Origin of the sequence: Bacillus sp. FSL K6-0042, assembly GCF_038006685.1 — a bacterium.
GTDB classification, from domain to species: domain Bacteria; phylum Bacillota; class Bacilli; order Bacillales; family Bacillaceae_G; genus Bacillus_A; species Bacillus_A pseudomycoides.
This window is the reverse complement of the sequence record NZ_JBBOVS010000001.1, coordinates 938503-962972: the sequence shown is the minus strand read 5'-3', so window position 1 is coordinate 962972 and position 24470 is coordinate 938503. Positions and strand designations below refer to the sequence as shown.

Annotated in this window: 23 protein-coding genes and 1 pseudogene; 19 read left to right on the top strand and 5 right to left on the bottom strand. The window is 34.1% G+C overall.

Annotation, left to right across the window (positions count from 1 at the left end):
• Positions 1 to 257 precede the first annotated feature (257 nt).
• The 3 genes from MHH45_RS05065 (at position 258) to MHH45_RS05055 (ending at position 2482) form a co-directional block, all read left to right on the top strand.
• Positions 258 to 746, top strand: a complete 489-nt coding sequence (locus tag MHH45_RS05065; protein WP_016131397.1) for a hypothetical protein — start codon at positions 258 to 260, stop codon at positions 744 to 746.
• Between the two features lie 207 nt (positions 747 to 953).
• Positions 954 to 1823, top strand: coding sequence for an AraC family transcriptional regulator (locus tag MHH45_RS05060; protein ID WP_016114717.1), 870 nt, complete (start codon positions 954 to 956; stop codon positions 1821 to 1823).
• Positions 1824 to 1933: 110 nt separating this feature from the next.
• A complete protein-coding gene (locus tag MHH45_RS05055) occupies positions 1934 to 2482 on the top strand; it encodes a cysteine hydrolase family protein (protein WP_088093911.1) in 549 nt (182 codons plus the stop codon).
• Positions 2483 to 2855: 373 nt separating this feature from the next.
• Here the strand turns inward: MHH45_RS05055 and MHH45_RS05050 are convergent, their stop codons facing one another.
• On the bottom strand, positions 2856 to 3305 hold the full coding sequence (locus MHH45_RS05050; RefSeq protein WP_088093903.1) for an NUDIX hydrolase: 450 nt from the start codon (positions 3303 to 3305) through the stop codon (positions 2856 to 2858).
• Between the two features lie 125 nt (positions 3306 to 3430).
• On the opposite strand from MHH45_RS05050, the gene MHH45_RS05045 reads away from it, so the two are divergent.
• From MHH45_RS05045 to MHH45_RS05025, 5 genes are all read left to right on the top strand, one after another.
• Positions 3431 to 3595: an Hsp20 family protein gene (locus MHH45_RS05045; protein WP_077294336.1), complete on the top strand. Its 165-nt coding sequence runs from the start codon at positions 3431 to 3433 to the stop codon at positions 3593 to 3595.
• An 82-nt stretch (positions 3596 to 3677) separates the two neighbouring features.
• Complete coding sequence (locus MHH45_RS05040; protein WP_016131398.1) at positions 3678 to 4796, top strand: GAF domain-containing sensor histidine kinase; 1119 nt, start codon at positions 3678 to 3680, stop codon at positions 4794 to 4796.
• Between the two features lie 14 nt (positions 4797 to 4810).
• Positions 4811 to 5446, top strand: a complete 636-nt coding sequence (locus tag MHH45_RS05035) for a response regulator (RefSeq protein ID WP_088093904.1) — start codon at positions 4811 to 4813, stop codon at positions 5444 to 5446.
• A 356-nt stretch (positions 5447 to 5802) separates the two neighbouring features.
• Positions 5803 to 6339: an NADPH-dependent FMN reductase gene (locus tag MHH45_RS05030; RefSeq protein ID WP_016114722.1), complete on the top strand. Its 537-nt coding sequence runs from the start codon at positions 5803 to 5805 to the stop codon at positions 6337 to 6339.
• 153 nt (positions 6340 to 6492) lie between these two features.
• Entirely contained in the window at positions 6493 to 7287 is a 795-nt protein-coding gene (locus MHH45_RS05025) for a VOC family protein (RefSeq protein WP_016114723.1), read from the top strand.
• Positions 7288 to 7439: 152 nt separating this feature from the next.
• Here MHH45_RS05025 and MHH45_RS05020 read toward each other — a convergent pair whose 3' ends face one another.
• Both MHH45_RS05020 and MHH45_RS05015 read right to left on the bottom strand, forming a co-directional pair.
• Positions 7440 to 7862: a DUF1801 domain-containing protein gene (locus MHH45_RS05020; RefSeq protein WP_016114724.1), complete on the bottom strand. Its 423-nt coding sequence runs from the start codon at positions 7860 to 7862 to the stop codon at positions 7440 to 7442.
• Positions 7863 to 8062: 200 nt separating this feature from the next.
• Positions 8063 to 8275: a hypothetical protein gene (locus MHH45_RS05015; protein WP_016114725.1), complete on the bottom strand. Its 213-nt coding sequence runs from the start codon at positions 8273 to 8275 to the stop codon at positions 8063 to 8065.
• A 595-nt stretch (positions 8276 to 8870) separates the two neighbouring features.
• On the opposite strand from MHH45_RS05015, the gene MHH45_RS05010 reads away from it, so the two are divergent.
• From MHH45_RS05010 to hcp, 9 genes are all read left to right on the top strand, one after another.
• The gene (locus MHH45_RS05010) at positions 8871 to 9428 is read left to right on the top strand and encodes a YdcF family protein (protein ID WP_016114726.1); all 558 of its coding nucleotides are present in this window, start codon (positions 8871 to 8873) and stop codon (positions 9426 to 9428) included.
• A 103-nt stretch (positions 9429 to 9531) separates the two neighbouring features.
• Entirely contained in the window at positions 9532 to 10485 is a 954-nt protein-coding gene (locus MHH45_RS05005) for an ABC transporter ATP-binding protein (RefSeq protein ID WP_016114727.1), read from the top strand.
• Positions 10486 to 10488: 3 nt separating this feature from the next.
• Positions 10489 to 12000 carry an ABC transporter permease/substrate-binding protein gene (locus tag MHH45_RS05000; protein ID WP_016114728.1) on the top strand — a complete coding sequence of 504 codons (1512 nt, stop codon included), beginning with the start codon at positions 10489 to 10491 and terminating at the stop codon, positions 11998 to 12000.
• A 219-nt stretch (positions 12001 to 12219) separates the two neighbouring features.
• Positions 12220 to 13647: an arginine-ornithine antiporter gene (gene arcD, locus MHH45_RS04995; protein ID WP_033671139.1), complete on the top strand. Its 1428-nt coding sequence runs from the start codon at positions 12220 to 12222 to the stop codon at positions 13645 to 13647.
• Positions 13648 to 13741: 94 nt separating this feature from the next.
• Positions 13742 to 14002 carry a hypothetical protein gene (locus MHH45_RS04990; protein ID WP_016114730.1) on the top strand — a complete coding sequence of 87 codons (261 nt, stop codon included), beginning with the start codon at positions 13742 to 13744 and terminating at the stop codon, positions 14000 to 14002.
• A gap of 109 nt (positions 14003 to 14111) precedes the next feature.
• Positions 14112 to 15923: an AAA family ATPase gene (locus MHH45_RS04985; RefSeq protein WP_077294333.1), complete on the top strand. Its 1812-nt coding sequence runs from the start codon at positions 14112 to 14114 to the stop codon at positions 15921 to 15923.
• On the top strand, positions 15913 to 17763 hold the full coding sequence (locus tag MHH45_RS04980) for a hypothetical protein (RefSeq protein ID WP_077294330.1): 1851 nt from the start codon (positions 15913 to 15915) through the stop codon (positions 17761 to 17763). Before MHH45_RS04985 ends, MHH45_RS04980 begins: the two co-directional genes overlap by 11 nt.
• Positions 17764 to 18079: 316 nt before the next feature.
• Positions 18080 to 18676, top strand: coding sequence for a hypothetical protein (locus tag MHH45_RS04975; protein WP_016114733.1), 597 nt, complete (start codon positions 18080 to 18082; stop codon positions 18674 to 18676).
• A gap of 105 nt (positions 18677 to 18781) precedes the next feature.
• Entirely contained in the window at positions 18782 to 20068 is a 1287-nt protein-coding gene (gene hcp, locus MHH45_RS04970; RefSeq protein WP_088093905.1) for a hydroxylamine reductase, read from the top strand.
• Between the two features lie 56 nt (positions 20069 to 20124).
• On the opposite strand, the gene MHH45_RS04965 is transcribed toward hcp, so the two are convergent.
• Positions 20125 to 21458 (bottom strand): IS3 family transposase gene (locus MHH45_RS04965; protein ID WP_340862021.1). Its coding sequence is split into 2 segments (ribosomal slippage): positions 20125 to 21074 and positions 21074 to 21458, totalling 1335 coding nucleotides; the frame shifts between segments, so codons are not numbered across the junction.
• 190 nt (positions 21459 to 21648) lie between these two features.
• Positions 21649 to 22137 carry a polar chromosome segregation protein gene (locus tag MHH45_RS04960; protein ID WP_016114735.1) on the bottom strand — a complete coding sequence of 163 codons (489 nt, stop codon included), beginning with the start codon at positions 22135 to 22137 and terminating at the stop codon, positions 21649 to 21651.
• Between the two features lie 385 nt (positions 22138 to 22522).
• On the opposite strand from MHH45_RS04960, the gene MHH45_RS04955 reads away from it, so the two are divergent.
• Positions 22523 to 23857 carry a hemolysin family protein gene (locus MHH45_RS04955; protein ID WP_033671141.1) on the top strand — a complete coding sequence of 445 codons (1335 nt, stop codon included), beginning with the start codon at positions 22523 to 22525 and terminating at the stop codon, positions 23855 to 23857.
• A 372-nt stretch (positions 23858 to 24229) separates the two neighbouring features.
• Positions 24230 to 24378 (top strand): annotated as a pseudogene (locus MHH45_RS04950) (aldehyde dehydrogenase family protein); the annotation flags it as partial.
• Positions 24379 to 24470: the final 92 nt, after the last annotated feature.

The following is a 24470-nucleotide window of genomic DNA, read 5'->3' as shown; positions in this document are numbered from 1 at the left end:
CACTACAATTTAAGATTTTCTTCTGTGACAAGAATTTTTTCTAGACTGGAATAATTTTTAGTGATAATGGGTTAAAATGGAGAATAAGAAGAAATTTCTAATTATCTCTTGAAAAAATTAATGATGTTAAAAAAGAAAGTATGGTACAGTAATGATGAGCAGAATGTTTGTTCACGGAAGTTTAAAAAAACTGAGCTTAGAACAGATAGTTATTTCTGTATAATAAATAAAGAATAAATGTACAGGGGGGATGAATTTTGAAGAAATTCATAATCGCTGGATTGTCTGCTTTGTTATTAGTAGGGTGTAGTGTACCAAAAGCAAAAGAAGAAATAGAGTCTCAACAAGAAGAACAAGTTGTTAATGCAAGTGATGAGAGTGTAACTCCTTTTCCTGAAGGGGCAACTCCAATTGGTGAAGGGAAAGTAAAGGTAATCACACCAGATGGTACTTCTGAAAATGGTAAGATACCAACTGTATTTGTAAAGAAGGACACTCTAATTCAGCAAGTTGAATTAGAACTTGTCGATTTTCAAAATGATAAAGAAACATTCGTATTCGTAGATCGTATATTTGAAGATAAACATCATGTTACTAGCATGACGCAGACAACAGTAGAATTAAAACAAAAAACGTTAGAGACAGGGTATCATACAATAACTGCAATTCAATTTCAAAATAATGATCCAGCGGGAAAAGTTATTAACTTTGTACAGGCTAAATTTGAAAATAAACCTGCATCTTAAAATAGCTAACACGTTATATGTAACAAAAAGTACATTACTGAAAAAGTAATGTACTTTTTTGTTTTGTATGTTTTTCATGAAATAAATGAATTGATTGTCAGGCGAAAAGGCTCTACTGAATTATAATAGAAAGAAGAATTAGCACGAATTATCAAAAAAATTATTGGTGAATGTATAAAATATTCTTATAAGGGAGGGGAAGTGGAAATGGATTACTTTGAAAGAATACAAAATTCTATTGAATTTATTGAAGGCAACCTACAGGACAGACTTAATGTTGTTAAAGTTTCTTCGCAATCTTGTTTTTCTCCATTTCATTTTCAAAGGCTTTTTCAAGCAATCACAGGTTTTTCTGTACAAGAATATATAAGAAACAGAAGGTTATCTGAAGCTGCTATTTTATTGAGGGAAACAAAAAAGAATATATTAGAAATTGCGATTAATTTTCAATATAACTCCCAAGAGGCATTTACACGTGCATTTGTAAATTATTTTGGAATGACTCCTGCTAAATATCGAAAGTCAGAAATCGCTTTACATTTACAAGCTAAACTGAATTTGTTTGACCATAAAAAGGAGAGGAAGGGAGACTTGATTATGAATAAACCTACTATTGTACAATTAAATAAAAGGAATATTATCGGTGTTGAATATAAAACCAATCTAAACAATGAAAAATACTTTGAGGAAATTCCAAAATTTTATTTTGATTTTGGAAGTAATGAATATTATTTAAGAATTCCAGAGAAAATTGCACCTAATATGTCATATGGTATCGCATGTAATTTTCATGATGATGGTAACTTTTCATTCATTATTGGAGAAGAGGTACAGGGGAGTGCTGCGGAATTAGACAATGGATTTGTCAATTTTGAAATTCCGGAAGGTAAATATGCTGAATTTAAAATAAATGGCTCGGCTGATTTAGTTCAAAATACGAGAAGATATATTTATGGCACATGGTTACCAAACTCGAATTATGAAAGAAGAGAAGGACCAGATTTTGAAATTACCGATGTATTGCAATCAATATATCCAAATCAAATGAAAGTGATAATATATATACCTATACTTTAAATATAAATGTTTCGTAGGGATTTGTTTGAAAATGTCGAATAAAATATATTGCGTCGTAAAAACACGTTTTCTATTGTTTAGCGTGAAACGAGTGGGGAGGAGAATGAGTGATGAAACGTGCTCTTATAAATATTGATTATACATATGATTTTGTAGCCGAAGATGGTGCTTTAACGTGTGGAAAGCCGGGACAAGATATTGAACAGCATCTTGTAGCGATTACGAAGCAGTATATTGAAAACGGAGATTATGTTGTGTTTGCCATTGATAAACATGAAAAAAATGATTCCTATCATCCTGAGACACAATTATTTCCGCCACATAATATAGCGGGAACAAAAGGAAGAGATTTATACGGAGAGTTACAAAAGGTGTATGAAAAATATCAAGATAATGAGAATGTATACTATATGGACAAAACACGTTATAGTGCTTTTGCTGGAACGGACTTAGAAATGAAACTAAGAGAACGTGGCGTACAAGAGGTTCATCTTGTTGGCGTATGTACGGATATTTGTGTTCTCCATACAGCCGTGGATGCTTATAATAAAGGATTTCATATAGTTGTACATGAAAAAGCAGTGGCCTCTTTTAATGAACAAGGACATGAGTTTGCGATTGGACACTTTAAGTCTTGTTTACATGCTGAAGTGCAGTGAAGAGAAACAAAAAATGAGAGTGATGTAAAAAGAGACCTTTAAAATAGAGGCCACTGAAAAAGTCCACTTCATAAGAAAAAGGAGTCCATCACCTACTATATACAGGTGATGGACTCCTTTTTTTCAACATATTGATAAAATGCGTGTTATTTTTTCAAAGCAAACACTTTTTCAGTGCCTTCTTAAAATAAAAGGTCTTTTTTTATATGTTCTGGTACTTTATCCCGCATTAACGGGCAGTAAGACCCCCACCTCAAGATTCAGAGAGAAACGAGGAAGATAGGCGGGGGATCAACTGTCCGTAAAAGCCCGTTTGGTGAGGGCTAATAATCAGTGGGGGATGAAGAAAACCCCCACTGATTAAAGTTTCATTTTATATGGATACAACTTGTTGCTGAATTAGTTTCTTAATGAAAGGACTAATACTTTCTGGTAATTGATTCAAGTTGAAGAATTTTACTTCTAAAGATTCAGTGCCATCAGCTTGTAAAGTTCCGCCTTTTATCTCTTTACACATATAAGCGATTGTGATGGGATAAAACTCATCCCCGTTCGGTAATTTTACAAAAAATTCTTTTCCGGAAAAAACACCTACTAAGTTAAGCTTTCCAATTTCAATGCCTGTTTCTTCGAGGACTTCTCGTCTTCCTGCATCTTCTGTTGATTCACCTAATTCAATACATCCGCCAGGAACTCCCCAAATACCATTTCGTCTTTTTTGAAGTAAAATTTGTCCCTGATCATTTAAAACGGCTACTGCAACACCTGCTAAATTAAGTGGTCGTGGACCGATGATTTTTCGTAAATCTTCAATATATCCCATAGTAACCTCCAAAAGTAATAAGAGTTTTATATTCCAAATTATGTATTCCATCCTGTATAGATATTCTCCTTGTTTTTTATTGGATATTAATATTGCAGAAATGAAAATTTCACTGACTATTTGATATAATAAAGACAGAAAGAGAGAATCTTTCATTCATTCACTGTTTCACATTAAATAATGTGGATCAAGAAAACGTTGTGGCAGCATTTAAAGACGGTGTTCTTACTGTCACATTGCCTAAACTAGAAGAAGAAAACATAAATCGAAAAGTGATTGATATAGAGTAAAGAAGCTGATACATTCAGCTTCTTTTTTAAATTTATAGTTTTTAGAAATTTCTCAATGTTATAATGGTAGTTGGTGATGAACATGAACTATGATGAAAAGCAAATGCGACGGTTAGAGGCGTTAAAAGAAATTGCAGAGTTGTTAAATGAGGTAACTGATTTACAGGAAATGTTAGAAAAAGTATTACATACATTATTGCAAGTTATGAATTTACAAACAGGCTGGATCTTTTTTATTGATGAAAAAGGAACACATCGTATGCTTGTTGATAGGAATTTGCCACCAGCACTCACATGGCGGGAAAAGAAACCGATGTGTGAAGGAGATTGTTGGTGCGTGAATCGATTCGTAAATGGACGTTTAGAAAAGGCGACAAATATCATTGAGTGTAAACGAATTGAAGATGCTATTGAATATAATTGGGGAGAGACGGAAGAGATTACACACCATGCGACGATTCCTCTTCGGGCTGGGGCAGAGAAGTTTGGTTTATTAAATGTTGCTTCACCTCATAAAACGCATTTTTTAGAGGAAGAACTAGCATTATTAGAAGCAATTGCATTTCAAATTGGAACAACAATACAACGAATTAAGCTAGTTGAGAAAGAACGCAAATATGTAGTTGTAGCGGAAAGGAATCGACTCGCTCGTGATTTACATGATTCTGTAAAACAATTACTATTTTCAATTATGTTAACCGCTAGAGGTACTCTTGACATGACAAAGAACAAAGAACTGCAAGAGATGCTAAGTTATATAGGAGAATTATCACAAGAAGCACTGCAAGAGATGACATTATTAATTTGGCAATTACGGCCAGAAGGATTAGAAAAAGGGCTTGCAGAAGCAGTGCAGAATTATGGAAAGCTGTTAGGTATTCAAGTAACAATTCGAATTGATGGGGTTATTTCAATTGGTGATGAAATAGAAGAAGTGCTGTGGCGTGTGAGCCAGGAAGCGTTACATAATTGTAAAAAACATGCTTCATGTGAGAGGGTATCTGTTAGCTTGAAAATAGAAAATAATAAGTTGCACTTTCAAATTGAAGATGACGGCATTGGGTTCGTTAGAGAAACAGTAAGAGATTCAGCACTTGGTTTGAAAAGTATGAAAGAACGAATTGAATTGATGAAAGGAACATTTCGAATAAGAACGAAACCGGGACAAGGAACAAAGATTGAGATTCAATTACCAGTTTGAAAGGGAGTAACACATTGAAAATTAAACTATTACTTGTAGAGGATCATCATATTGTGCGGAGGGGACTCGTATTTTTCTTAAAAACGAAAGAGGAGTTTGAAATTATAGGGGAAGCAGAGAATGGAGAAGAAGCGTTAGAATTTGTTCGAAAAGAAAGACCAGATGTAGTATTAATGGATTTATCAATGCCGAAAATGGATGGAATTGAAGCGACGAAAAGATTGAAGCAATATGATGCGACAATTAAAATCCTTATGTTAAGCAGTTTTTCAGAGCAAGATTACGTTCTTCCAGCGCTGGAAGCTGGTGCGGATGGTTATCAACTAAAAGAAGTACAGCCAGATCAACTTGTTGCTTCTATTATTGCTGTATATCAAGGCAATGCAAATTTCCATCCGAAAGTAACGCCTGCTTTGTTAGGACGACCGGCAGTGAAAGAGGAGAAAAAAGATAGTTTTTCTATGCTGACAAAAAGGGAAAAAGAAGTACTGCGTGAAATTGCGAAAGGAAGAAGTAATAAAGAAATAGCAGCAGAGCTTCATATTACAGAACAGACAGTTAAAACACATGTTTCAAATGTACTTGCTAAATTAGAAGTAGATGATCGGACGCAAGCGGCTTTGTATGCTGTGAAAAATAATGTTGTGTAGGAAACGGGTTATGGGGGACAAAGTTAAATTACAATAGTATAGGTCAAAACTGTCGAAATCTGGTTATTCCAATGGAGCTATACTTGTTGCAAGAAATGATGAAGTGTTACTAAGTGATGCATTTGGTATGGCAAATTTCACATTGGAAAAGTGGTTTCAGCACTTCGAAATCAGTTCGGCGGACACGCTGTTGTAAAGAATAATTAATTGATATATCAGGAACTCATACGAAAGTATGAGTTCTTTTTGTATTTCTCATACTATTTTCTCAAAGCTTTTCCCTCTTTTTATTGTTTTTTGTATAGAATTTTCTGATAGTATAGAGGTAGAACTTAAAACAAAGGGGCGAAATAAACATGAAATTAGTTGTAATTAACGGAACACCACGTAAATTTGGTAGAACACGTGTCATTGCAAAATATATTGCTGAACAATTTGAAGGAGAGTTATATGATTTAGCAACAGAACAATTGCCTTTATATAACGGAGAAGAATCACAACGTGAATTAGAAGCGGTAACAAAATTAAAAACATTAGTGAAAGAAGCTGATGGTGTTGTCCTTTGCACACCTGAATATCATAATGCAATGAGCGGTGCGCTCAAAAACGCATTAGATTTCTTAAGCAGCAGTGAATTTGTCCATAAACCAGTTGCACTATTGGCGGTTGCAGGCGGCGGAAAAGGCGGTATAAACGCGCTTAATAGCATGCGTATTGTCGCGCGAGGCGTATATGCGAATACAATCCCAAAACAAGTTGTATTAGACGGGTTATACGTGCAAGATGGTGAGCTTAGTGAGGATGCAAAACCATTAATTCATGATCTTTTCAAAGAGTTAAAAGCATATATGGGTGTCTATAAAGAAGTGAAGAAGCAATTAGGGGTTGAGTGATAATTTTTTAGAGGGCAATGTTCTATTATTCATTGCCTCTAGCACCTTTACGAAAACGCTTTCGAACAATAGTAGTTCGTAGAATAGTAATGTAAATAGGAGTGATTTTAATAAAAATGATTATATGTACGGAAATTAAGGTGGTGAATAAGGTTGATTACACATTTTTCAGAGTTGAAATTACAAACAGTATCTATTCAAGGGGTAGAACAAGTGTATGCAAAGCGTCTTGGGATTCCAATTTTATCAAAAACGAATAAACAAATAAGCTTTAAATTAACTCCATATGTTACATTAGTTTTTGAAGAAGCATATGAACCAATTTCGCCTGCTCATTTTGCTTTTCAAGTACCATTCTCAAAGTTCTACGAAACAGCAAAATGGATTCAAGAATCGGGTTTGCTTGTTGTAAGGTGGGAAGATGGTCATGAAATTGATGAAGAGGATAGTCGGTTAAATTTATATTTTCGTGATGGAGATGGAAATCTTCTTGAAATTATTGCACATAAATATATTGATGAAGGTATTTTAGTTCCGTATACACCTTTAAATATTCTATATATAAGGGAAGTAGGTTGCCCAGTTGAAAGTGTACCTACATTTAGAGAGTGGTTAAAATCCAATTTATACATGAAAACATTTGGAGTTGGTGAAATTTTTAACTTTGTAGTTGGTGGAACGGCTCATGTTGTTGCAAGCTGGAAGAGAAGGCCTTGGATTCCGATTGCAATGAAAGCTTTGCCGCCGAAAATGCATATTTCATTTGGGACGTCGAGTCTTGAGTTCATTCAAAGGGTTCAGAAACATATAAGACAAAACGATGTACCATTTCATTTTCATAATAATGAAATATCGTTCGTTCAAGAAGGATATTCTTTTTCTATACAACATACTCCGCATTTTAAAGCTGATATTCCCAAAAAGTTGAACTTACCACTTTCTATTTAAGTAATATTTTTTGAGTTGTTATTATTGGATGTGATTTTAATAAATAGTTAGAAAATCATGACATATATTTAAAAGGAAGTATTCTAAAAACAGGTATTTTGACGTGTGTTCAAAACACCTGTTACTTACTTCATTTGATTGTCATATACACGTTAATGATTTGGATACATTTCTTGCAAAAAACTGACAGATTGTTTAATTAGCGCTTTTAGAACATTAATATCAATATCTGCTAATTTATTAATGTATATACACGCCTTTCCAGATGTGTGTTTTCCAAAGTCTTTTAATAGTTCTTCTCGCTTAGGATCACCAGTTGCAAAATATAAACTAATTTTGGCCTTGCGAGGGGAAAAGCCTACTAATGGAGCATCTCCTTCATGACCAGATGTATATTTATAGTGGTATGTACCAAATCCAATAATGCTAGGTCCCCACATCTTTGCTGGATAACCTGTTGTTTCAGTAAAGATATCTAATAACTGATATGCGTCTTCTCGTTTTTTTAGGCTGTCAACATTTTCAATAAACTCGATTACACTATTGTTGGTTTCTGTTGTTTTGAGTTTATACATAATAGAATTGTCCCCACTTTTTTAGATATAAGTTTTATCACATATTTCATTATAATACATAGTTTGAATCAAAGTTACAGAATCTCATGTATGCTTAAAAGAAATAAAAACTTTTGAATAAAAGTTTACTTTCTTTTTTCATCAAAAAATAAAAGACGATTTCACATTAATCGTCTTGCATCCTTATAAATAATACAAAATTATTTTATTTCATCTAGCTTATCTTTTTTTCTAAGTAAATTGGTTTTTGTTATATCTCTAGAGATTATAAATAAAAATAAGTTAACCAAAACTAAAATGACATCTATACAAATGACCCAAGAATCACTTTTTATAAAAGAATTAGTCAAAACCAATATTAATAAGCTAATTCCTGAAATTAAACGTACTTTGTTTTGTTCTATTTTCAACATAAAATCATCTCCTTTTAACTATACTACAATATTCTTAATACATTTAATATATATATATTAAATTATACGCATGTAATAAATACACTAAATGTAACCTTTTATTATTAATTTACATTCAGATCTCCATAATTATTAACTTTATCCGCTATTTTAGGGCAGTGAGACCCCCACCTCAAGATTCAGAGAGAAACAAGGAAGTTAGGTGGGAGATTAGCTGCCCGTAAAAGTCCGATTAGTGAGGGCTAATAATCAGTGTGGGAAAGAAAACCCCACTGATTAAAGTTTCACTTTATCTTGATATCCCAAAAATAAAAAATACTCTTGAAATAAGGAGAAACTTCCAATAAATCCATTGTATGACGAGAGAGAAAATACAAAATCTATAAAGGAACCATATAAAAAGAGGGTGTGAAACAAAATGGGAAAAACGAAAGCGTTAGGATCAGCGAAACATAAAGGAAATCAAACTCAGTGTCATACATCTTCTAAAAAAGGGCGTAATGCTCAAAACGCAGGACAACGTAGTCATTAAAAAATACTTCTGTCTCCCTTTCTTTTTCTATATAATATAAAGAAAGGGAGTGTAAGCTTATATATGAACAAATGGATACTACTTGTTATCTTATTATTTCCACCATTATGCATAATGTATATGACATATCGAATGAAAAAAGTTGCTTATGAAAAGTTAAGTGATAACGCTCCATATGTATTAATTTTAGGTGCAAAATTATTTGGGGATAAACCTTCTTTATCTCTTCAAAATCGACTGGATGTAGCCTTAATGTATTTAAATTCTCATCCGGAAACAAAAGTAATTGTATCTGGAGGACAAGGTGAAGATGAGGACATCCCTGAAGCCCATAGCATGCGAAATTATTTAATAAAACATGGAATTGAAGAGAATCGTATTTTCATTGAGGATCGTTCGACAAGTACTTATGAAAATCTAAAGTTTAGCATGGATTTATATCATGTAATGCACGCGGTAGTTGTGAGTAATACATATCATCTATATCGAACAAAAATTATTGCTAAGCGTTTAGGAATGCAGATGGAGTCACTCGCGGCACCAACACCAAGGCGTTCAGAGAAGAAAGCATATATACGTGAATATGCAGCAATTATTAAAACGGTATTATTCGATCATTAGAGCTCAAGTAAGGGCTCTTTTTTCGTGAATAAAAAGCGTATCATTTGAAAAGAAGGAAAGATTCTATCAGAATGAAAGAAACAATAATAAGGGAGTTGTATTTGTGATTCGATTTAATCATGTGTCAAAAGCATATGAAGATGGTACAAAAGCAGTAGATTCATTACATTTAGAAATTAAAAAAGGAGAGTTTTTTGTCCTTATCGGTCCGAGTGGTTGCGGAAAAACAACAACGATGAAAATGATTAATCGTTTAATTGAAACGACAGAAGGTTCCATCTCTATCGATGGAAAAGACATCCAAGATTACAATATTCATGAACTGCGTTGGGATATCGGGTACGTTTTGCAACAAATTGCATTGTTTCCTCATATGACAATTGCTGAAAATATTGCGATTGTACCTGAAATGAGAAAATGGAGTAAAGAAAAAGTTCGAGAGCGTGTGGATGAGTTACTTGATATGGTTGGATTAGATCCAGATGTATATCGAAATCGTATGCCTGATGAATTATCTGGTGGACAGAAGCAACGTGTGGGAGTGGTAAGGGCACTGGCTGCTAATCCGAAAATCGTTCTTATGGATGAACCATTTAGTGCGCTAGATCCATTAAGCCGAGAACAGTTGCAAAAGGATATTGTAGAATTACAGAAAAAAATTCAAAAAACAATTGTGTTCGTGACACATGATATGCAAGAAGCGTTAACACTTGGTGATCGTATTTGTGTGATGAGAAAAGGGAAAATCGTTCAATTAGATACACCGGAAGGAATCATACATAACCCAGTAAATGATTTTGTAGAAGAATTTATTGGAAATCGTGTTCGCCCTTGGTATGAAGGGAAGAGCATTGAAGATGTGTTGTCACTTGCGAGTGATAGAAAAGTAGACAATGATGTTTTATCTCTATCTCTGCATGCTTCACTACAAGAGGCGTTGATTCGTTTGGAAGCAGAAGAGGCAATCCCAATTGAAAGAGAGGGGCAATACGTGGGGACATTAACGAGCCGTCATATTGTGGCATATTTGGCTGGACAAATGAAGGAGAGGGGGTAAACTGTGTCTGCATTATTACAAACGTTTCAAGAACGAAAATTAGAATTACTTAGTGCGCTGATTGAGCACTTACAAATTTCACTTATTTCTTTATTCTTTGCGGTGATGATTGCAGTTCCACTCGGTATTTTGTTAACGAGAAGAGAGCGAATTGCTGAGTTTATTATAGGCACATCTGCTGTTATGCAAACAATTCCTTCATTGGCTTTACTAGGGCTTTTAATTCCGCTTGTTGGTATTGGAAAGGTGCCAGCAATTATCGCGCTAGTTGTGTATGCGTTATTGCCAATTTTACGAAATACATATACGGGAATCCATAAGTTAGATGCATCGCTTATTGAAGCAGCAAGAGCGATGGGAATGAATAGCTTTAGAAGATTATGGAGAGTAGAACTTCCTCTTGCATTGCCAATTATAATGGCTGGAATTCGTACGGCAATGGTATTGATTGTCGGAACAGCTACGTTAGCTGCTTTAATAGGAGCTGGAGGGCTAGGAAAACTTATTTTACTCGGTATAGATCGAAATGACCATGCTCTTATCGTATTAGGGGCTGTACCAGCCGCATTGTTAGCTTTATTCTTTGACGGAGTACTTCGGATGTTTGAAAGCACTGGACGCTCTCCTAAGCGAATTATATCGGCAATATGTATCATTGTAGTTGTTATAGCTGCACCATTTCTATGGAATACGCAAAAGAAAGATATTGTGATTGCTGGAAAGCTTGGAGCTGAACCAGAAATTTTAATTCAAATGTATAAGCAGCTGATCGAGCAAGATACTGATTTAGATGTAGAATTGAAACCAGGACTTGGGAAAACAGCATTTGTTTTTGAAGCTTTAAAATCAGGGGAAATTGATATGTATCCTGAATTTTCAGGTACTGCTTTATCTACTTTTGTAAAAGAAGACCCAAAAAGTACAAATCGTAAAGAAGTATATGAACAAGCACGCCTAGGGATGGAAAAGAAATATCATATGGTGATGCTAAAGCCGATGGAATATAACAATACATATGCACTTGCAATGCCAAGAAAAGTTGCAGAGCAGTATAATGTGAAAACAATCTCAGATTTACGAAATGTTGCAGCAAATGTTAAGGCTGGATTTACGTTAGAGTTTGCAGATCGGGAAGACGGCTATAAAGGGATGCAAAAATTGTATAATTTCCAGATTGCAAACGTAACAACAATGGAGCCGAAGTTACGATATGGTGCAATTGAGTCGGGGGAGGTTACTGTTATTGATGCTTATTCTACTGACAGCGAACTTGAACAATATGGCCTCCAAGTACTAGAAGATGATAAAGGGTTATTCCCACCTTACCAAGGAGCTCCTTTATTAAGAAAAGAAACGCTTGATAAATATCCTGAACTTGAAAAGACATTAAATAAACTTGCTGGGAAAATATCAGATGAAGATATGAGAAAAATGAATTATGAAGTAAATGTAAATGGTAAAAGTGCAGAAAGAGTAGCGAAACAATTTTTAGAAAAAGAGGGATTGATTCATTAATATTTGCAAAAAAATATACAATTTAATGACTGGAAATCGACCGTTCATAATAAAATGAACGGTTTTTTTGTGCATACTTATACATTTTTTCAAAAAAGTATTCCCTTTTTGCTCATTTTCTTTTAGAATAAGTAATGTTTTCCTGAAAAAATATAATAGAAACATCTATTAGAGAAAAAGGTGACTTTAATAGTTGAACGGATAAACATAACACCTAGAATGACAGATGGGGTGGTACCGATAGAAAAGAAATTAGGATTTTTTCCATTAATCGCATTAGTAGTAGGAACAATGGTTGGCGGTGGTGTTTTTAGTTTACCGCATGATTTAGCAGTAGGCGCAAATAGTGGCGCAACGATAATCGGATGGTGTATTACAGCAATGGGAATGATTCCACTTGCACTTGTATACCAAACGTTAGCAAGACAAAAACCAGAGCTTGAAGGCGGAATTTATAGTTACGCGCGCACAGGATTTGGTGAATATGTTGGTTTTAACAGTGCATGGGGATATTGGCTTGCAGGGATTTTAGGAAACGTAGCTACGATTATGTTATTGTTTAGTACACTTGGATATTTTTTCCCTATTTTTAAAGGAGGAAACAACGTTGCCTCCATCGTTGGTGCATCTCTTTTATTATGGACGCTGCACTTCCTTATTTTAATTGGAATTCGTGAAGCGTCTATTATGAACTTTGTTGCAACAATTGGAAAACTAGTTCCGATTTTATTATTTATTGCAGTTATGGTTACAGCGTTTCGCTGGGATACATTTACACATGATTTTTGGGGTGAGGGAACCGTTTCTATTTCTTCTGTCCTTGGTCAAGTGAAAAATACAATGCTTGTTACACTTTGGGTATTTATCGGTGTGGAAGGAGCAGTTGTATTATCTGGAAGAGCAAAAAACAGCCGTGATGTTGGAAAAGCAACGGTTGTTGGATTAATTTTAGTTATGTCCATCTATATTTTAATCTCAGTCCTTTCTATGGGGGCTATGACAAGACAAGAGCTTTCTCTGTTAGAAACGCCGTCAATGGGCCATGTATTAGAGCATGTTGTTGGACCATGGGGAGCATTTGCCATTAATATTGGATTGGTTGCTTCACTTATTGGGACATTAATTGGATGGTTCTTACTCGTTTCTGAAATTTCTCACGTAGCAGGGAAAGATGGCGTATTTCCGAAAGCCTTTACGAAGACAAATAAAAAGCAGACACCACATATTGCATTATGGATTTCAAATGGTGTCGCACAAACGTTGTTTATTATCGTTTTGTTTTCGGAATCAACGTATCAAATGATGTATTTTATCGCGTCTACATCTATTTTACTTCCGTACTTATTATCAGCACTTTATCAGTTGAAATTAGTTGTAACGAAGGAACTGAAACGTGCGAGGCTAAAAAATGGAATGCTTGCTTTAATTGCCTCATTGTATTCCGTATGGTTGATTTATGCAGCAGGCTTAAAAAACTTATTACTTGTTTCAATCGTATATGGTATTGGACTTGTTGTTTATATGTTTGCTCGAAAAGAAAAAGGAAATCGCTGTTTTTCTGGCATGGAGAGATATGTCATGGTTGTAATCGTGGTTGCAGCAGTAATATCGCTTTATATGCTTGTAACAGGTAATATAAAAATGTAAAAAAGTCCTCCTGAAGGACTTTTTTCTTTGCATACAAGGAATTTTATTTTATTTACAGAATATCTAATATATAAGATGTTTAGGGGGGATGAGAATGGAAGAAAAAGAACAACTCTTAAGAATTATGGAATTGGCAAGTGATTTACGAAAAGTATTAGTACAAGAATTATTTTTTAATCATCATCCCGAACTACGTGGAGCGATTGAGAATTTAGCTGGTTCTGTGGAGACTTTAGCAGGCCTGCAACATAATAAAGATGAAAATGCCGAGGATAAACTACGATACGTACTTGCTAAAATGAAAATTGCTCACAATGCGATTATGCAAGAGAAAAAAGCTTTCCCTTCTCACTAATATAAGTTTTACTTTTGTAACCTGACGGTATACGTCAGGTTTTTTTGTTTCTAGTTTTCTTTTACAGTTCATATAATAAGAACAGTATGAAAAAAAGAAGGTGAGTATATTGAAGCTACATAAAGCTCTCCATCCAAGTTTTATAAAGCGGATGTATCACATGAGATTTCTTGGAAAGTTCGTTGGAGGTGAGGAGGAAAAAAAGAATACTTTTTCTGTACAATGTCTTTCACAAATTCCTTCTATTTTGAAATCGCAATTTGAAGGTGAAGTATATTTGTTTGAAGGACTATATACTAACAAAAAAAATGAGAGAATATTTGCGGATTTAAAGAAAAAAAAGTTAGAAAAACAATTGGTATTGTTTCGCCTTTATTATGAAAGAGGGAACTTGTATGTTGAATTAATATGTACAGAACAACGGGAAATCGCGGATGCATATAAGATTATCCCTTCGCCAAGATTAGTAGGATATAAAAAGAGAGAATCTTTAGAGCGAAAGCTAGGTAATGGGTACTTATCTTTTCTTATTCCTAAATTCCCACACGATTTCGAAGTACCACAGTTGTTATGGTATGAAGGTAGATTATATGGAAATTTATCATTAAAATCATCCATTAGTTCAATTGCATATTGCGAACAAAAAAAGGAATGCAAATATATCGAAATTGATAATTGGACCAAGTATATAGAAGTGAAAGCGGATGATCATTTGTATTTTGTACGAGAAAATATGTATGATCAACTTCTAAAGCAAATCGCAGAAGAGGGAAAACGGGTGGAAGTAGTAGACATAAAAGGGAAAAAAGAAGACCAAGAATGGAATGAGCGTGAATCTACATTTATACAGTATGTACAGGACTTAATCAATAATAAAGGTTTGTATTTAGATGCAACGGATATTTTTAACTTTCATATTAGTGTAAAAACAAATATGTTAACGATTCTTGCTGGTATCCCAGGAATCGGGAAATCACGTTTTGTGCAAGTATATGCAGAAGCGTTAGGGTTAACGTATGGAGAAGAATTGTTATGGATTCCAATTTCTCCATCTTATCAAGAACCACACGATATAATAGGTTACCTTCATCCAAATGGAACATATATCGAAAGTGAAACGAAGTTAATTCGGACATTATTAAAAGCATATGAAAATCCGAATCAGCTTTATATGATTGTATTTGATGAAATGAATATGTCACATATTGAACATTGGTTTACACCATTTTTATCTATTCTTCAATTAGAAAAGAAAAATCGTATTCTTTCTTTATATGAGGAAGGAAATGAAATAGAAAATATAATTCCACCTGAAATTGAAATTGGTGAAAATATTATTTTTATCGGAACTGTGAATTTTGATGAAACAACGAAAGAATTATCTGATCGCTTATTGGATCGAACAAATCTTATTACACTTCAAAAGATTCCATTTTGTGAAATCAATATGCAGCAAAATAAAGGGATACAAATCCCGCCCCTACAAGTAACAACAGGAGAGTTTCGTATGAATTGGTTACGAAATAAAGAGATAATTGATGTGTTTTTTGAAGAGGAATTAGAATTATTAGATAAATTACATGGCGTATTATCATCACATGACGCATCGAAAGGCGTTTCTTTTCGATGCGCTGCTGCGATTGCGACTTATTTGCAAAATATCCCTCCAAAAGATAATCAATCTTATATGATTAGCCGAGAAGAGGGCTTTGATTTACAAGTAAAACAGCGTATTTTAACAAAATTACGTGGTACGGAAATGACAATTGGTCCACTTCTTCGTGAGGATGAAAAGAAAGGGCTATCGCTAGTATCATTATTACAATCTCCACTTGCGAATTGTGTCTCCGCATTCGAACATTCTCTAGCTTATATTAGACAAAAACGGCGTGAATTGGAGTTGTATGGGTATGCGAAATGAGGAGCAGCACGAGACGGAAATTGTAGATACAAAAGATAAGCTCCCGTTCGTATTAAAATTAATTATTGGAACAGAAGGAAAAGGAGATTTTATATTTTTGAATCGTCTTTGTAAACACACTACCACAATGGCTCATTGCGTTTATAAAGTACAAGAATTAAAAGCATTACGTTTGACTTTACATTGTGAAAAGCCAATCCGTGTTACTTTTATGTGGAATAAAGTGTATGAAGGGCAAAAAGATAAGAAAGAATGGCAATATGAATTGCATGAAAAAAGACAAAAGGTATTATTATATGAACATGGAAAAACTGATTTTTTTTATCCTTGGCGTTGTGGTTTGTATCATTTCGAGGTGCAAGTGGAAGAAGAGGTATACTATGGGGCATTTCAAATTGTTCCTAAAAATTTTTTTGATGATCAATTTGAAACGATTCGAAATTATGTAAAATCAATTTTGAATGAAATTATGCTAGATCGTGGTTATTATAAAAAGACATTCTCAACGCTAATTGACATTGAAGATTCTTCCTATTTAATGCTACTTCGAATGCTGCCACAAAAAATGAAAAAAATAAAGCAGCTTTATAAAAAAGTTGAAGAGAACACAAGATATATCGATAGATATGAGTGGGAAATACGGGAACGAAAAGCGACGATGAAAAGTGTGATAATGAACGAGAAAAATCCTCACGCTAAGTATTATAATCGCAGATTTATAGAACAAACAGATAGTTTGGAGAATGCTTTTCTAAAATTTACAACGAAACAATTTTATCAATATTTACTTGAAGCACAGGCTTTCTTACAAAAGACAATCGAAATATTAGAAAGAGCAACACATACAAAAAAAGAGGAACAACAAGCAGTAAAAACAATTATGCAAACCATTGAAAGAAACGGGTCTGTAACAGATAGGGAGAAGCAAAAATATCGAAATATTCATTTGTTAAAAGAAGCAGACTTGCGGAAAGCATCTATGAAAATACAAGAGTATAAAATTTTAAATCATATTGTCCACCAAGTTATACTGTACTTTCAAAATTTGTTAAATTCTCCATTCTGGAGAGGGATTTCTGAAAAGACAAATATAACTATACATGCTTTACCTGTTACTCATCGGCAACTATTATATCATTTAGAGTTTCTACCACGTTATAATCAACAATCTCCAGCTTTATTATTTGTGTATAAACCAACGTTTTTAGTGTATGAGTATTATACATTTTTTATCATTATTTCTATATTGCAACAGTTAGAATTTAAAGATGAAATTCCATTACGCGAACAAATTCAAACTTATTTTTACTTAGATGGTTTACAGGATGGTACGACAATTGTTTTAAAACGTGAAAATATTCAAATCCATGTAGTGTTTAATGACCTTATTGAAACGCACCCACTCATTGCACTTAGTAAAGGAAGTCATTTCTATAATGGAGAAGATACGAAAAAGCCAGACATTCGTTTAGATTGTTATGTGAAGCAAGGGGAACGTTATGAGTACCAGTCGTCTATTATTGTTGAGGTGAAATATAGTCCTATGTTTAATATTTTTCAGTCTGTTGGAAATACAAAAGCAACAGAGCAAATGTACAAATATTGGTCCATTAAATATGTAGAAGAACAAGATGGAAAACGTATTTTTCACCGAAGGGCGATTCATGAAGTGATTTGTGTATACCCAGGCAGTCATATGCATGGGAAGAAAATAGAAGCAGGTTGCGGAGTCTTTTTGCAATTATATCCATATAAAACGAAGCAGGGAGAAGAAAAGTTAGCTGGAAAGCATGGTCTTGTACAGATTTTCGAGAAATGGTTAAAAAATATTGTAACATGAAAAGAAACCTTTCTTTATGGAAAAGGTTTCTTTTTGTGTAAGTAAATTGAATTGTTGAAGGGAGTATAATTGTGAATTTATGGTACTGTAGAATCAAATACCCATAGAGGTGATAAAACAATAAAGGTAATTTCTAATTATATACAATGGAATTGTCACCTTATATAAATATAAAAAATGAATAGGAAATGGTTAATTTTTATAGAATGTATAATGTAGTAAATACCTTTTAGTTGCATGCGGAGATTTGTTCTTATATGATAGATGGTGAAAGCGTTATCAAAATATAGGACGGCGATGGGAAAGGCGGGGAAATATGTTCCAGCGTGTTCAAACAAAGGAAGAACATTTTTGGTTCGAGCAACTGTGGGGAGATTTTTGTGAAGAGAGAGATTTAATGTTTGTAGAGCGTAATTTAAATCCATCACGATTTTTATTAATAGAAGGAGGACATTCTATTGGTACAGTAGAGTGTATTCGATATACGACACCTGAACAATCTAATTCTGAGTTTTTCTATCCGTTTTCTGAAAATGAGTTAGTGAAAGGTTTAAAGAATGTTTATGAAATAGGAAAGTTAAGTATTACGAAAACATCGCGCGGGAGAGGACATTTCAAAAGGTTAACAGCTATTTTATTTATTCATGCTTTAGAAATGAAAGCTGAGTGGTATATTGCTGTTGTTACAAAAAGAATGTATATGTATTTACTTACACTTGGTTTTCCAATTGAACCAATTGATGATCCGTTTTATTTTCATGATACATTGCAAGGGGTACCTGTTCGCATTCATGCTCGGAAAGGATTAACACATTTGTATTCCTTAAAAGAATTTCGGGATATTATTCAAGGAAATGCTCATGCGCAGGCACTAATCAAAGAGAACAGTAAAAATATTATGTTAACAAGATGAAGTGTCACAAATTTTTATAAATTATTGTGATTGATATCACATCCCTTTTTCTCAATGTATATTACGCTTAGTTTGTAATGAATGATTGGGAAAGGGTGTGATGATATGTTTTGCTATCAATGTGAACAAACGCCAACAGGCGGATGTAAAGTAATGGGTGTTTGCGGTAAGAATGAAACAATTGCAAGTTTACAAGATACGATTGTGTTTGGGTTAAAAGGAATTGCTGCTTATCGTACCCATGCTGCGCAGCATGGGTATACAGATCCATTTGTAGATGCTACAACTCAAGAAGCGTTATATATGACATTAACAAATTCTAACTTTAATGAACAAGAACATATTGATATGGCTATGAAAGTTGGGAAATCAGCTTTACGGGTGATGGAGTTGTTAGATGAGGCACATACGAATCATTTTGGTGTTCCAGAGCCTGTTCAAATTACACAAAATCATGTAGAAGGTAAGGCAATTGTTGTTACTGGTCATAATTTATTTGCATTAGAGGAATTATTAAAGCAAACAGAAGGCAAAGAAATTAATATTTATACGCATTCTGAAATGCTACCAGCGCACGGATATCCACAGCTGAAAAAATATAAACATTTAAAAGGAAACATTGGTAAGGCATGGTATGATCAACGACGTCTTTTTGAAAAGTTTACCGGTGCGATATTGGCTACAACGAACTGTGTTATGCCAATTAAAGGATCATACTCTGATCGCTTCTTTTCATATGATATTGCCGGCCTGGAGGGTGTACGGAAAATTGAAAATGATGATTTTGCACCATTGATTAAAAAAGCGCTAGAACTTCCCGAGGTACATATGGAGTCGGATGAACAGTTAGTAACAGGTTTTCATCATAACACAGTATTATCATTAGCTCCAGAAATTATTGAGGCAGTAAAGGGAGGGGAAATTAAGCGCTTCTTTGTCATCGCAGGTTGTGATGCCCCAGGAAAAGGCGGAGAATACTATCGTGAATTAGCAACGTCACTTCCGCAAGAAACGGTTATTTTAACAACTTCTTGTGGGAAATTCCGCTTTAATGATGTGAATTATGGTGTTGTACCCGGTACGGAAATTCCACGTTACATTGACTTAGGGCAATGTAATAATTCAATTTCTACAATAAAAATAGCGGCAGCTTTAGCAGATGCTTTTCAATGTGAAGTGAACGAATTGCCAGTTAGTATTGTCCTATCTTGGTTTGAACAAAAAGCGGTTGCCATTTTACTTGGGCTATTTAGTCTTGGGATTCAAGATATTCGTATCGGTCCAAAGGCCCCTGAATTTATTTCACCTGGTGTGCTTGATGTATTACAAGAAACATTTGGTTTAAAACTTATTACAACTGCAGCAGAAGATATGAATATGATGTTATCGTAACAAAAAGGATGTCTTGTAATAATCTGTACCCTTTGTAAAGGACATTTTAAAAAAAGTTAGGCAACATCAAGAAGATGATTTCTGTATTCAACAGGAGTCATCTTTTTTAAATTCCATTGATATCTATAGTGATTATAGTACGTCATATATTTCTTAATCTCTTGTTCCAACTCAGTAAAAGACTCGCGAGTTTCTATATGTGCCTCATCTTTCAGATGACCAAAAAACGATTCTTGTGGGGCGTTATCCCAACAGTTTCCTCTTCTTGACATGGATTGTCCGAGCTTTAGCTTTTTGACTAATTTTTGATAGGTAGGGCTTGTATAGTGGGCTCCTTGATCTGAATGAATATATGCACCTTCAGTCAATCGAATCCTCTTATTCCTTTTTAGTTTATGAAGAGTTGTCGTTACGAGGTCTAATGTCATCTGTTCTGAAACATGGTAAGCTAAAATCTCATTGGTTGAGCCATCTAAAATTGTAGACAAATAAGCCCTTTTATTCTTACCGTAGACTAAATAAGTGATATCTGTAAGAAGCGTTTTTCCTGGGATATTTTGTTTGAATTCTCGATTTAATCGATTTGGTACTACTCGATGTTCTTTTGTCTTTTTCAGCATTCTTTTATAAGGGTTCGCTTTACGAATCGGACAGACAATCTCATATTTCTTCATGATTCTACGGATACGCTTTAAATTGTAGACAACTTGAAAATGACCCGCCAATGTCATCTTTATTTGACGAGACCCTTTCTTTCGATTTCTAAATCGAAGTGCTTTCAGTATGATTTCTTTCACGATTTCATCTTGATCGCTCTTTTGTTTCCGCTGTTCTTGAGATGAAACGGAAAAATAATTATAGTATCCCGAACGGGATACACCAGTTACTTTACACAAGTGACTCACCATATTTCTTAAGTTGTATTTTATGATGACAGAACGAATCAAGATATATTTCTGACTAGGTGGTAACGTTATTTCTTTCCCATCCTCCCTTCCATAAGTTTGATCTTTTTTAACAGCTCATTTTCGGCCTTTAGTAAGTTTCGTTCAGCTTCCAAGCGTGCATACTTTTCTTCTAATGTAAGTTCTCTTTCTAACTTTCTTCCAGAGTTTTCTTTACGTGTATCCCTTAAACCAAATACGCCATTTTCTTTATACGAGGCACGCCATCTATTTCCTGATGACACAACACGCTGTATTCCAATCACATCTATATCAAACCCACATTCTTCAAAAATAACTCGGGGTAGTTTTCCTTTTTCATCTTCCTCAATAAAAATACGTTTAAATTCATCTGTATAGGTGAGCCCTTTCTCACTTACAGATTTCACATATGGGTTACTTGATAGAACTTGCATTTCTTTTTCTGTAAATAACTTTTTTGTCATTTTGAATTTTCTCCGATTCTATTTTTTTCTTATTATACAAGAAATACCCTATGGAATAGACTTTTTTTAAGTGTCTATTCCATAGGGTACATTTTATAATGAGACATCCTTTTTATATAAATAAAAAAGCGTATGATAATTGACTAGGGGGGAGTCAATTATCATACGCGAACAAACGATTGGAAAAGAACTAAAATCCGAATATACTTAAAATCATTTTACGACGTTTCGGTTTTTCTTCTCGTTCATATGTTGGCGTGATATCAGGTGTGATGTAAATTGGTTCTTTTTTCTCAAGAGCAGCTTCTAATTTTTGAATTCTATCCATCATTTCTTCCATTTCTCTGCGATGTTGTAGCAATTGGTAATTGACGACATCATCTGCTTTATCTTGCATTTTTTCCTCTATACGATTTAAACGGTGTGTAATTGTATTTAATTGTGTAACAAATTGTTCAAAATCAGTTGATGGTTCTACTTGTGAAATTATAGCTGGAGATAAGGTTTGTTCTATATGAGAACGATGATATTCTAACATTTTATCTAAGTCGTCTTGAGTGAAAATGAAATGACCGTATTTGTTTTTTTCTATATTGAGATTCAATTGTTGTGCAATCCGAACTACTGCCTTTGGGCTAACACCTAACTTTTTCGCAATAATGGGTGTTTTATATTCCAAGGTAAATCCCTCCTATATATATCCTGTTGAATTATTTCGAGGTATTAAGCTTCTTCCCTGCATGGGTGACAAAAGAAGTGAGGAATCGGCAAAGAAAGTGTTTTTTCACGAGAATTAGTTTTTGAGCATATAGATTCTTCTAAAAAGAGAGGAAAATGTCTATTTTTTTCAATTATTCTAGTTTGACTGAAAGAAGATATTTAGATTATCATAAATATAAATATCCTCTTTATGTATGCATATAATGTATAAAAAGGTGATGGCGAATGTAGAAACTTGTAAGATGATAAGAAAAGTCTTTTTCGCTTGAATAAATTAATTAGGAGGTGGCTTCCTTGCTTACAGCGTAAGTAAGGAAACGTATTTGGACATATATAGTATAAGTATGGTGATTGTTTTAATTGCCTTAACTGCATTTTTCGTTGCGGCCGAGTTTGCAATTGTGAAAGTAAGAAGTTCACGCATCGATTTTTTAATTGCAGAGGGAAATAAACGTGCAATTCCTGTGAAAACAGTCATTACAAACTTAGACGAGTATTTATCAGCTTGTCAATTAGGAATTACAGTTACAGCTCTTGGACTCGGATGGTTAGGAAAGCCAGCGATAAAGCACATGTTTGATTCGCTTTTCGCAAGATGGGAAGTGTCTCCCCAGGTTGCTGATATTTTGGCTGTGATTCTAGTGTTTATGTTCATTACTTTTTTCCATGTTGTTGTGGGAGAATTAGCACCAAAAACATTGGCGATTCAAAAGGCAGAACAAGTGAGTTTACTCGTTGCTAAACCGCTTATTTTCTTTTATCGAATTACTTTTCCGTTTATATGGCTTTTAAATGGATCTGCTCGATATGTAACAAGAATGTTTGGTTTACAAACTGCGAAAGAGCACGAGGAAGTCCATTCGGAAGAAGAATTACGGTTGTTAGTGTCAGAAAGTTATAAAAATGGTGAAATTAATCAATCTGAATTTAAATATGTAAATAAAATCTTTGAATTTGATGATCGTATTGCAAAAGAAATTATGGTCCCACGGACAGAGATGAACATTTTAGATAAAGATACTTCTGTTAAAGAAGCATTGCAAAAAATGTCCAATGAGAAATATACAAGATACCCAGTTGTTGATGGGGATAAGGATCATGTTATCGGTTTTGTAAACTTTAAAGATATTTTCACAGATTTTGTGAAACATGGTGCCTTTAGCAAAGAAACGGTGCAGCAGTATATTCGTCCCATTATACTTGTCATTGAATCGATTGCAATTCATGATTTGTTTTTAAAAATGCAACGAGAGCGTACACATATCGCTATATTAATTGATGAATATGGTGGAACAGCAGGTCTTGTAACAGTTGAAGATATATTAGAAGAAATTGTTGGCGATATTCAAGATGAATTTGATATAGATGAGAAACCGGAAATCCAACACATAAGTGAAACAAAGACAATTTTAGAAGGAAAAGTACTTGTTAGCGAAGTAAATGTATTGTTAGGTTTATCTATTGATGATGATGATATTGATACAATTGGTGGATGGATTTTAACAAAGCACCTAGAAATTACAGAAGGTGATATTGTTGAAATTGAAGATTATAATTTTTGCGTTAAGGAATTGGATGGCCACTATATCAAGCAGATAGAAGTAACAAAGCGAGCAGCTCCCATTTTAATTTCAGAAACTGAAAAACCAATAACATTACAAGAACAAGTAAGCTCGTAAACTCTGCATTTAGCAGAGTTTTTTTTAGTAGGGAAAATATTTTTTATGTAATGGGACAATGCTACATTGAACTACCCTCACCTTCACTTCGTTTAGAGGAGGCGGTCTTCTCGGTTAAAATGATAAAATAAGTTAGACGTTTAACGAAAGCAATGCGTGGAATTGATGAACTAGAATTAGATAAATACAAATTAAAAGACCGACATAAAACTTAATTTTTAGGTGGGAGAGAGCATCCGGCCATGCATAGAAGCGGTTAGACCCTTTTTCTGCCCCATGCCGAGTGAAAACAAAGAGAGAAAACGAGTGCAGCCCCCCCATTTTGTTATTCATAGCCGCGGCTTATATGTCGAAAAATCAAAATGGATTTATATGGGCAGTTTCATGATTAAAGACATTTCAACTTTTCGAGTAGATCACATGCTATATGCGGTGTCAAAGAAAGTGGTACAGGTCGTGAAGGAATTAAATATGCGATTGAAGAAATGACAGAGATGAAACTAATCTTTATAAAAAAATAAATACAAATAAAAGGTACATTTATTATCTAATCTGTACCTTTTATTTATCTCGCTATTTGCGTGCAGTAAGACGCCCATCTCAAGATTCAGAG

Excerpts from the sequence above, each read along its gene's own strand:
- MHH45_RS05060 (WP_016114717.1), top strand. The coding sequence starts at position 954 with ATGGATTACTTTGAAAGAATACAAAATTCTATTGAATTTATTGAAGGC.
- MHH45_RS05055 (WP_088093911.1), top strand. The coding sequence starts at position 1,934 with ATGAAACGTGCTCTTATAAATATTGATTATACATATGATTTTGTAGCC.
- MHH45_RS05050 (WP_088093903.1), bottom strand. The coding sequence starts at position 3,305 with ATGGGATATATTGAAGATTTACGAAAAATCATCGGTCCACGACCACTT.
- MHH45_RS05040 (WP_016131398.1), top strand. The coding sequence starts at position 3,678 with ATGAACTATGATGAAAAGCAAATGCGACGGTTAGAGGCGTTAAAAGAA.
- MHH45_RS05030 (WP_016114722.1), top strand. The coding sequence starts at position 5,803 with ATGAAATTAGTTGTAATTAACGGAACACCACGTAAATTTGGTAGAACA.
- MHH45_RS05020 (WP_016114724.1), bottom strand. The coding sequence starts at position 7,862 with ATGTATAAACTCAAAACAACAGAAACCAACAATAGTGTAATCGAGTTT.
- MHH45_RS05015 (WP_016114725.1), bottom strand. The coding sequence starts at position 8,275 with ATGTTGAAAATAGAACAAAACAAAGTACGTTTAATTTCAGGAATTAGC.
- MHH45_RS05010 (WP_016114726.1), top strand. The coding sequence starts at position 8,871 with ATGAACAAATGGATACTACTTGTTATCTTATTATTTCCACCATTATGC.
- arcD (WP_033671139.1), top strand. The coding sequence starts at position 12,220 with ATGACAGATGGGGTGGTACCGATAGAAAAGAAATTAGGATTTTTTCCA.
- MHH45_RS04990 (WP_016114730.1), top strand. The coding sequence starts at position 13,742 with ATGGAAGAAAAAGAACAACTCTTAAGAATTATGGAATTGGCAAGTGAT.
- MHH45_RS04980 (WP_077294330.1), top strand. The coding sequence starts at position 15,913 with ATGCGAAATGAGGAGCAGCACGAGACGGAAATTGTAGATACAAAAGAT.
- MHH45_RS04975 (WP_016114733.1), top strand. The coding sequence starts at position 18,080 with ATGTTCCAGCGTGTTCAAACAAAGGAAGAACATTTTTGGTTCGAGCAA.
- hcp (WP_088093905.1), top strand. The coding sequence starts at position 18,782 with ATGTTTTGCTATCAATGTGAACAAACGCCAACAGGCGGATGTAAAGTA.
- MHH45_RS04955 (WP_033671141.1), top strand. The coding sequence starts at position 22,523 with ATGGTGATTGTTTTAATTGCCTTAACTGCATTTTTCGTTGCGGCCGAG.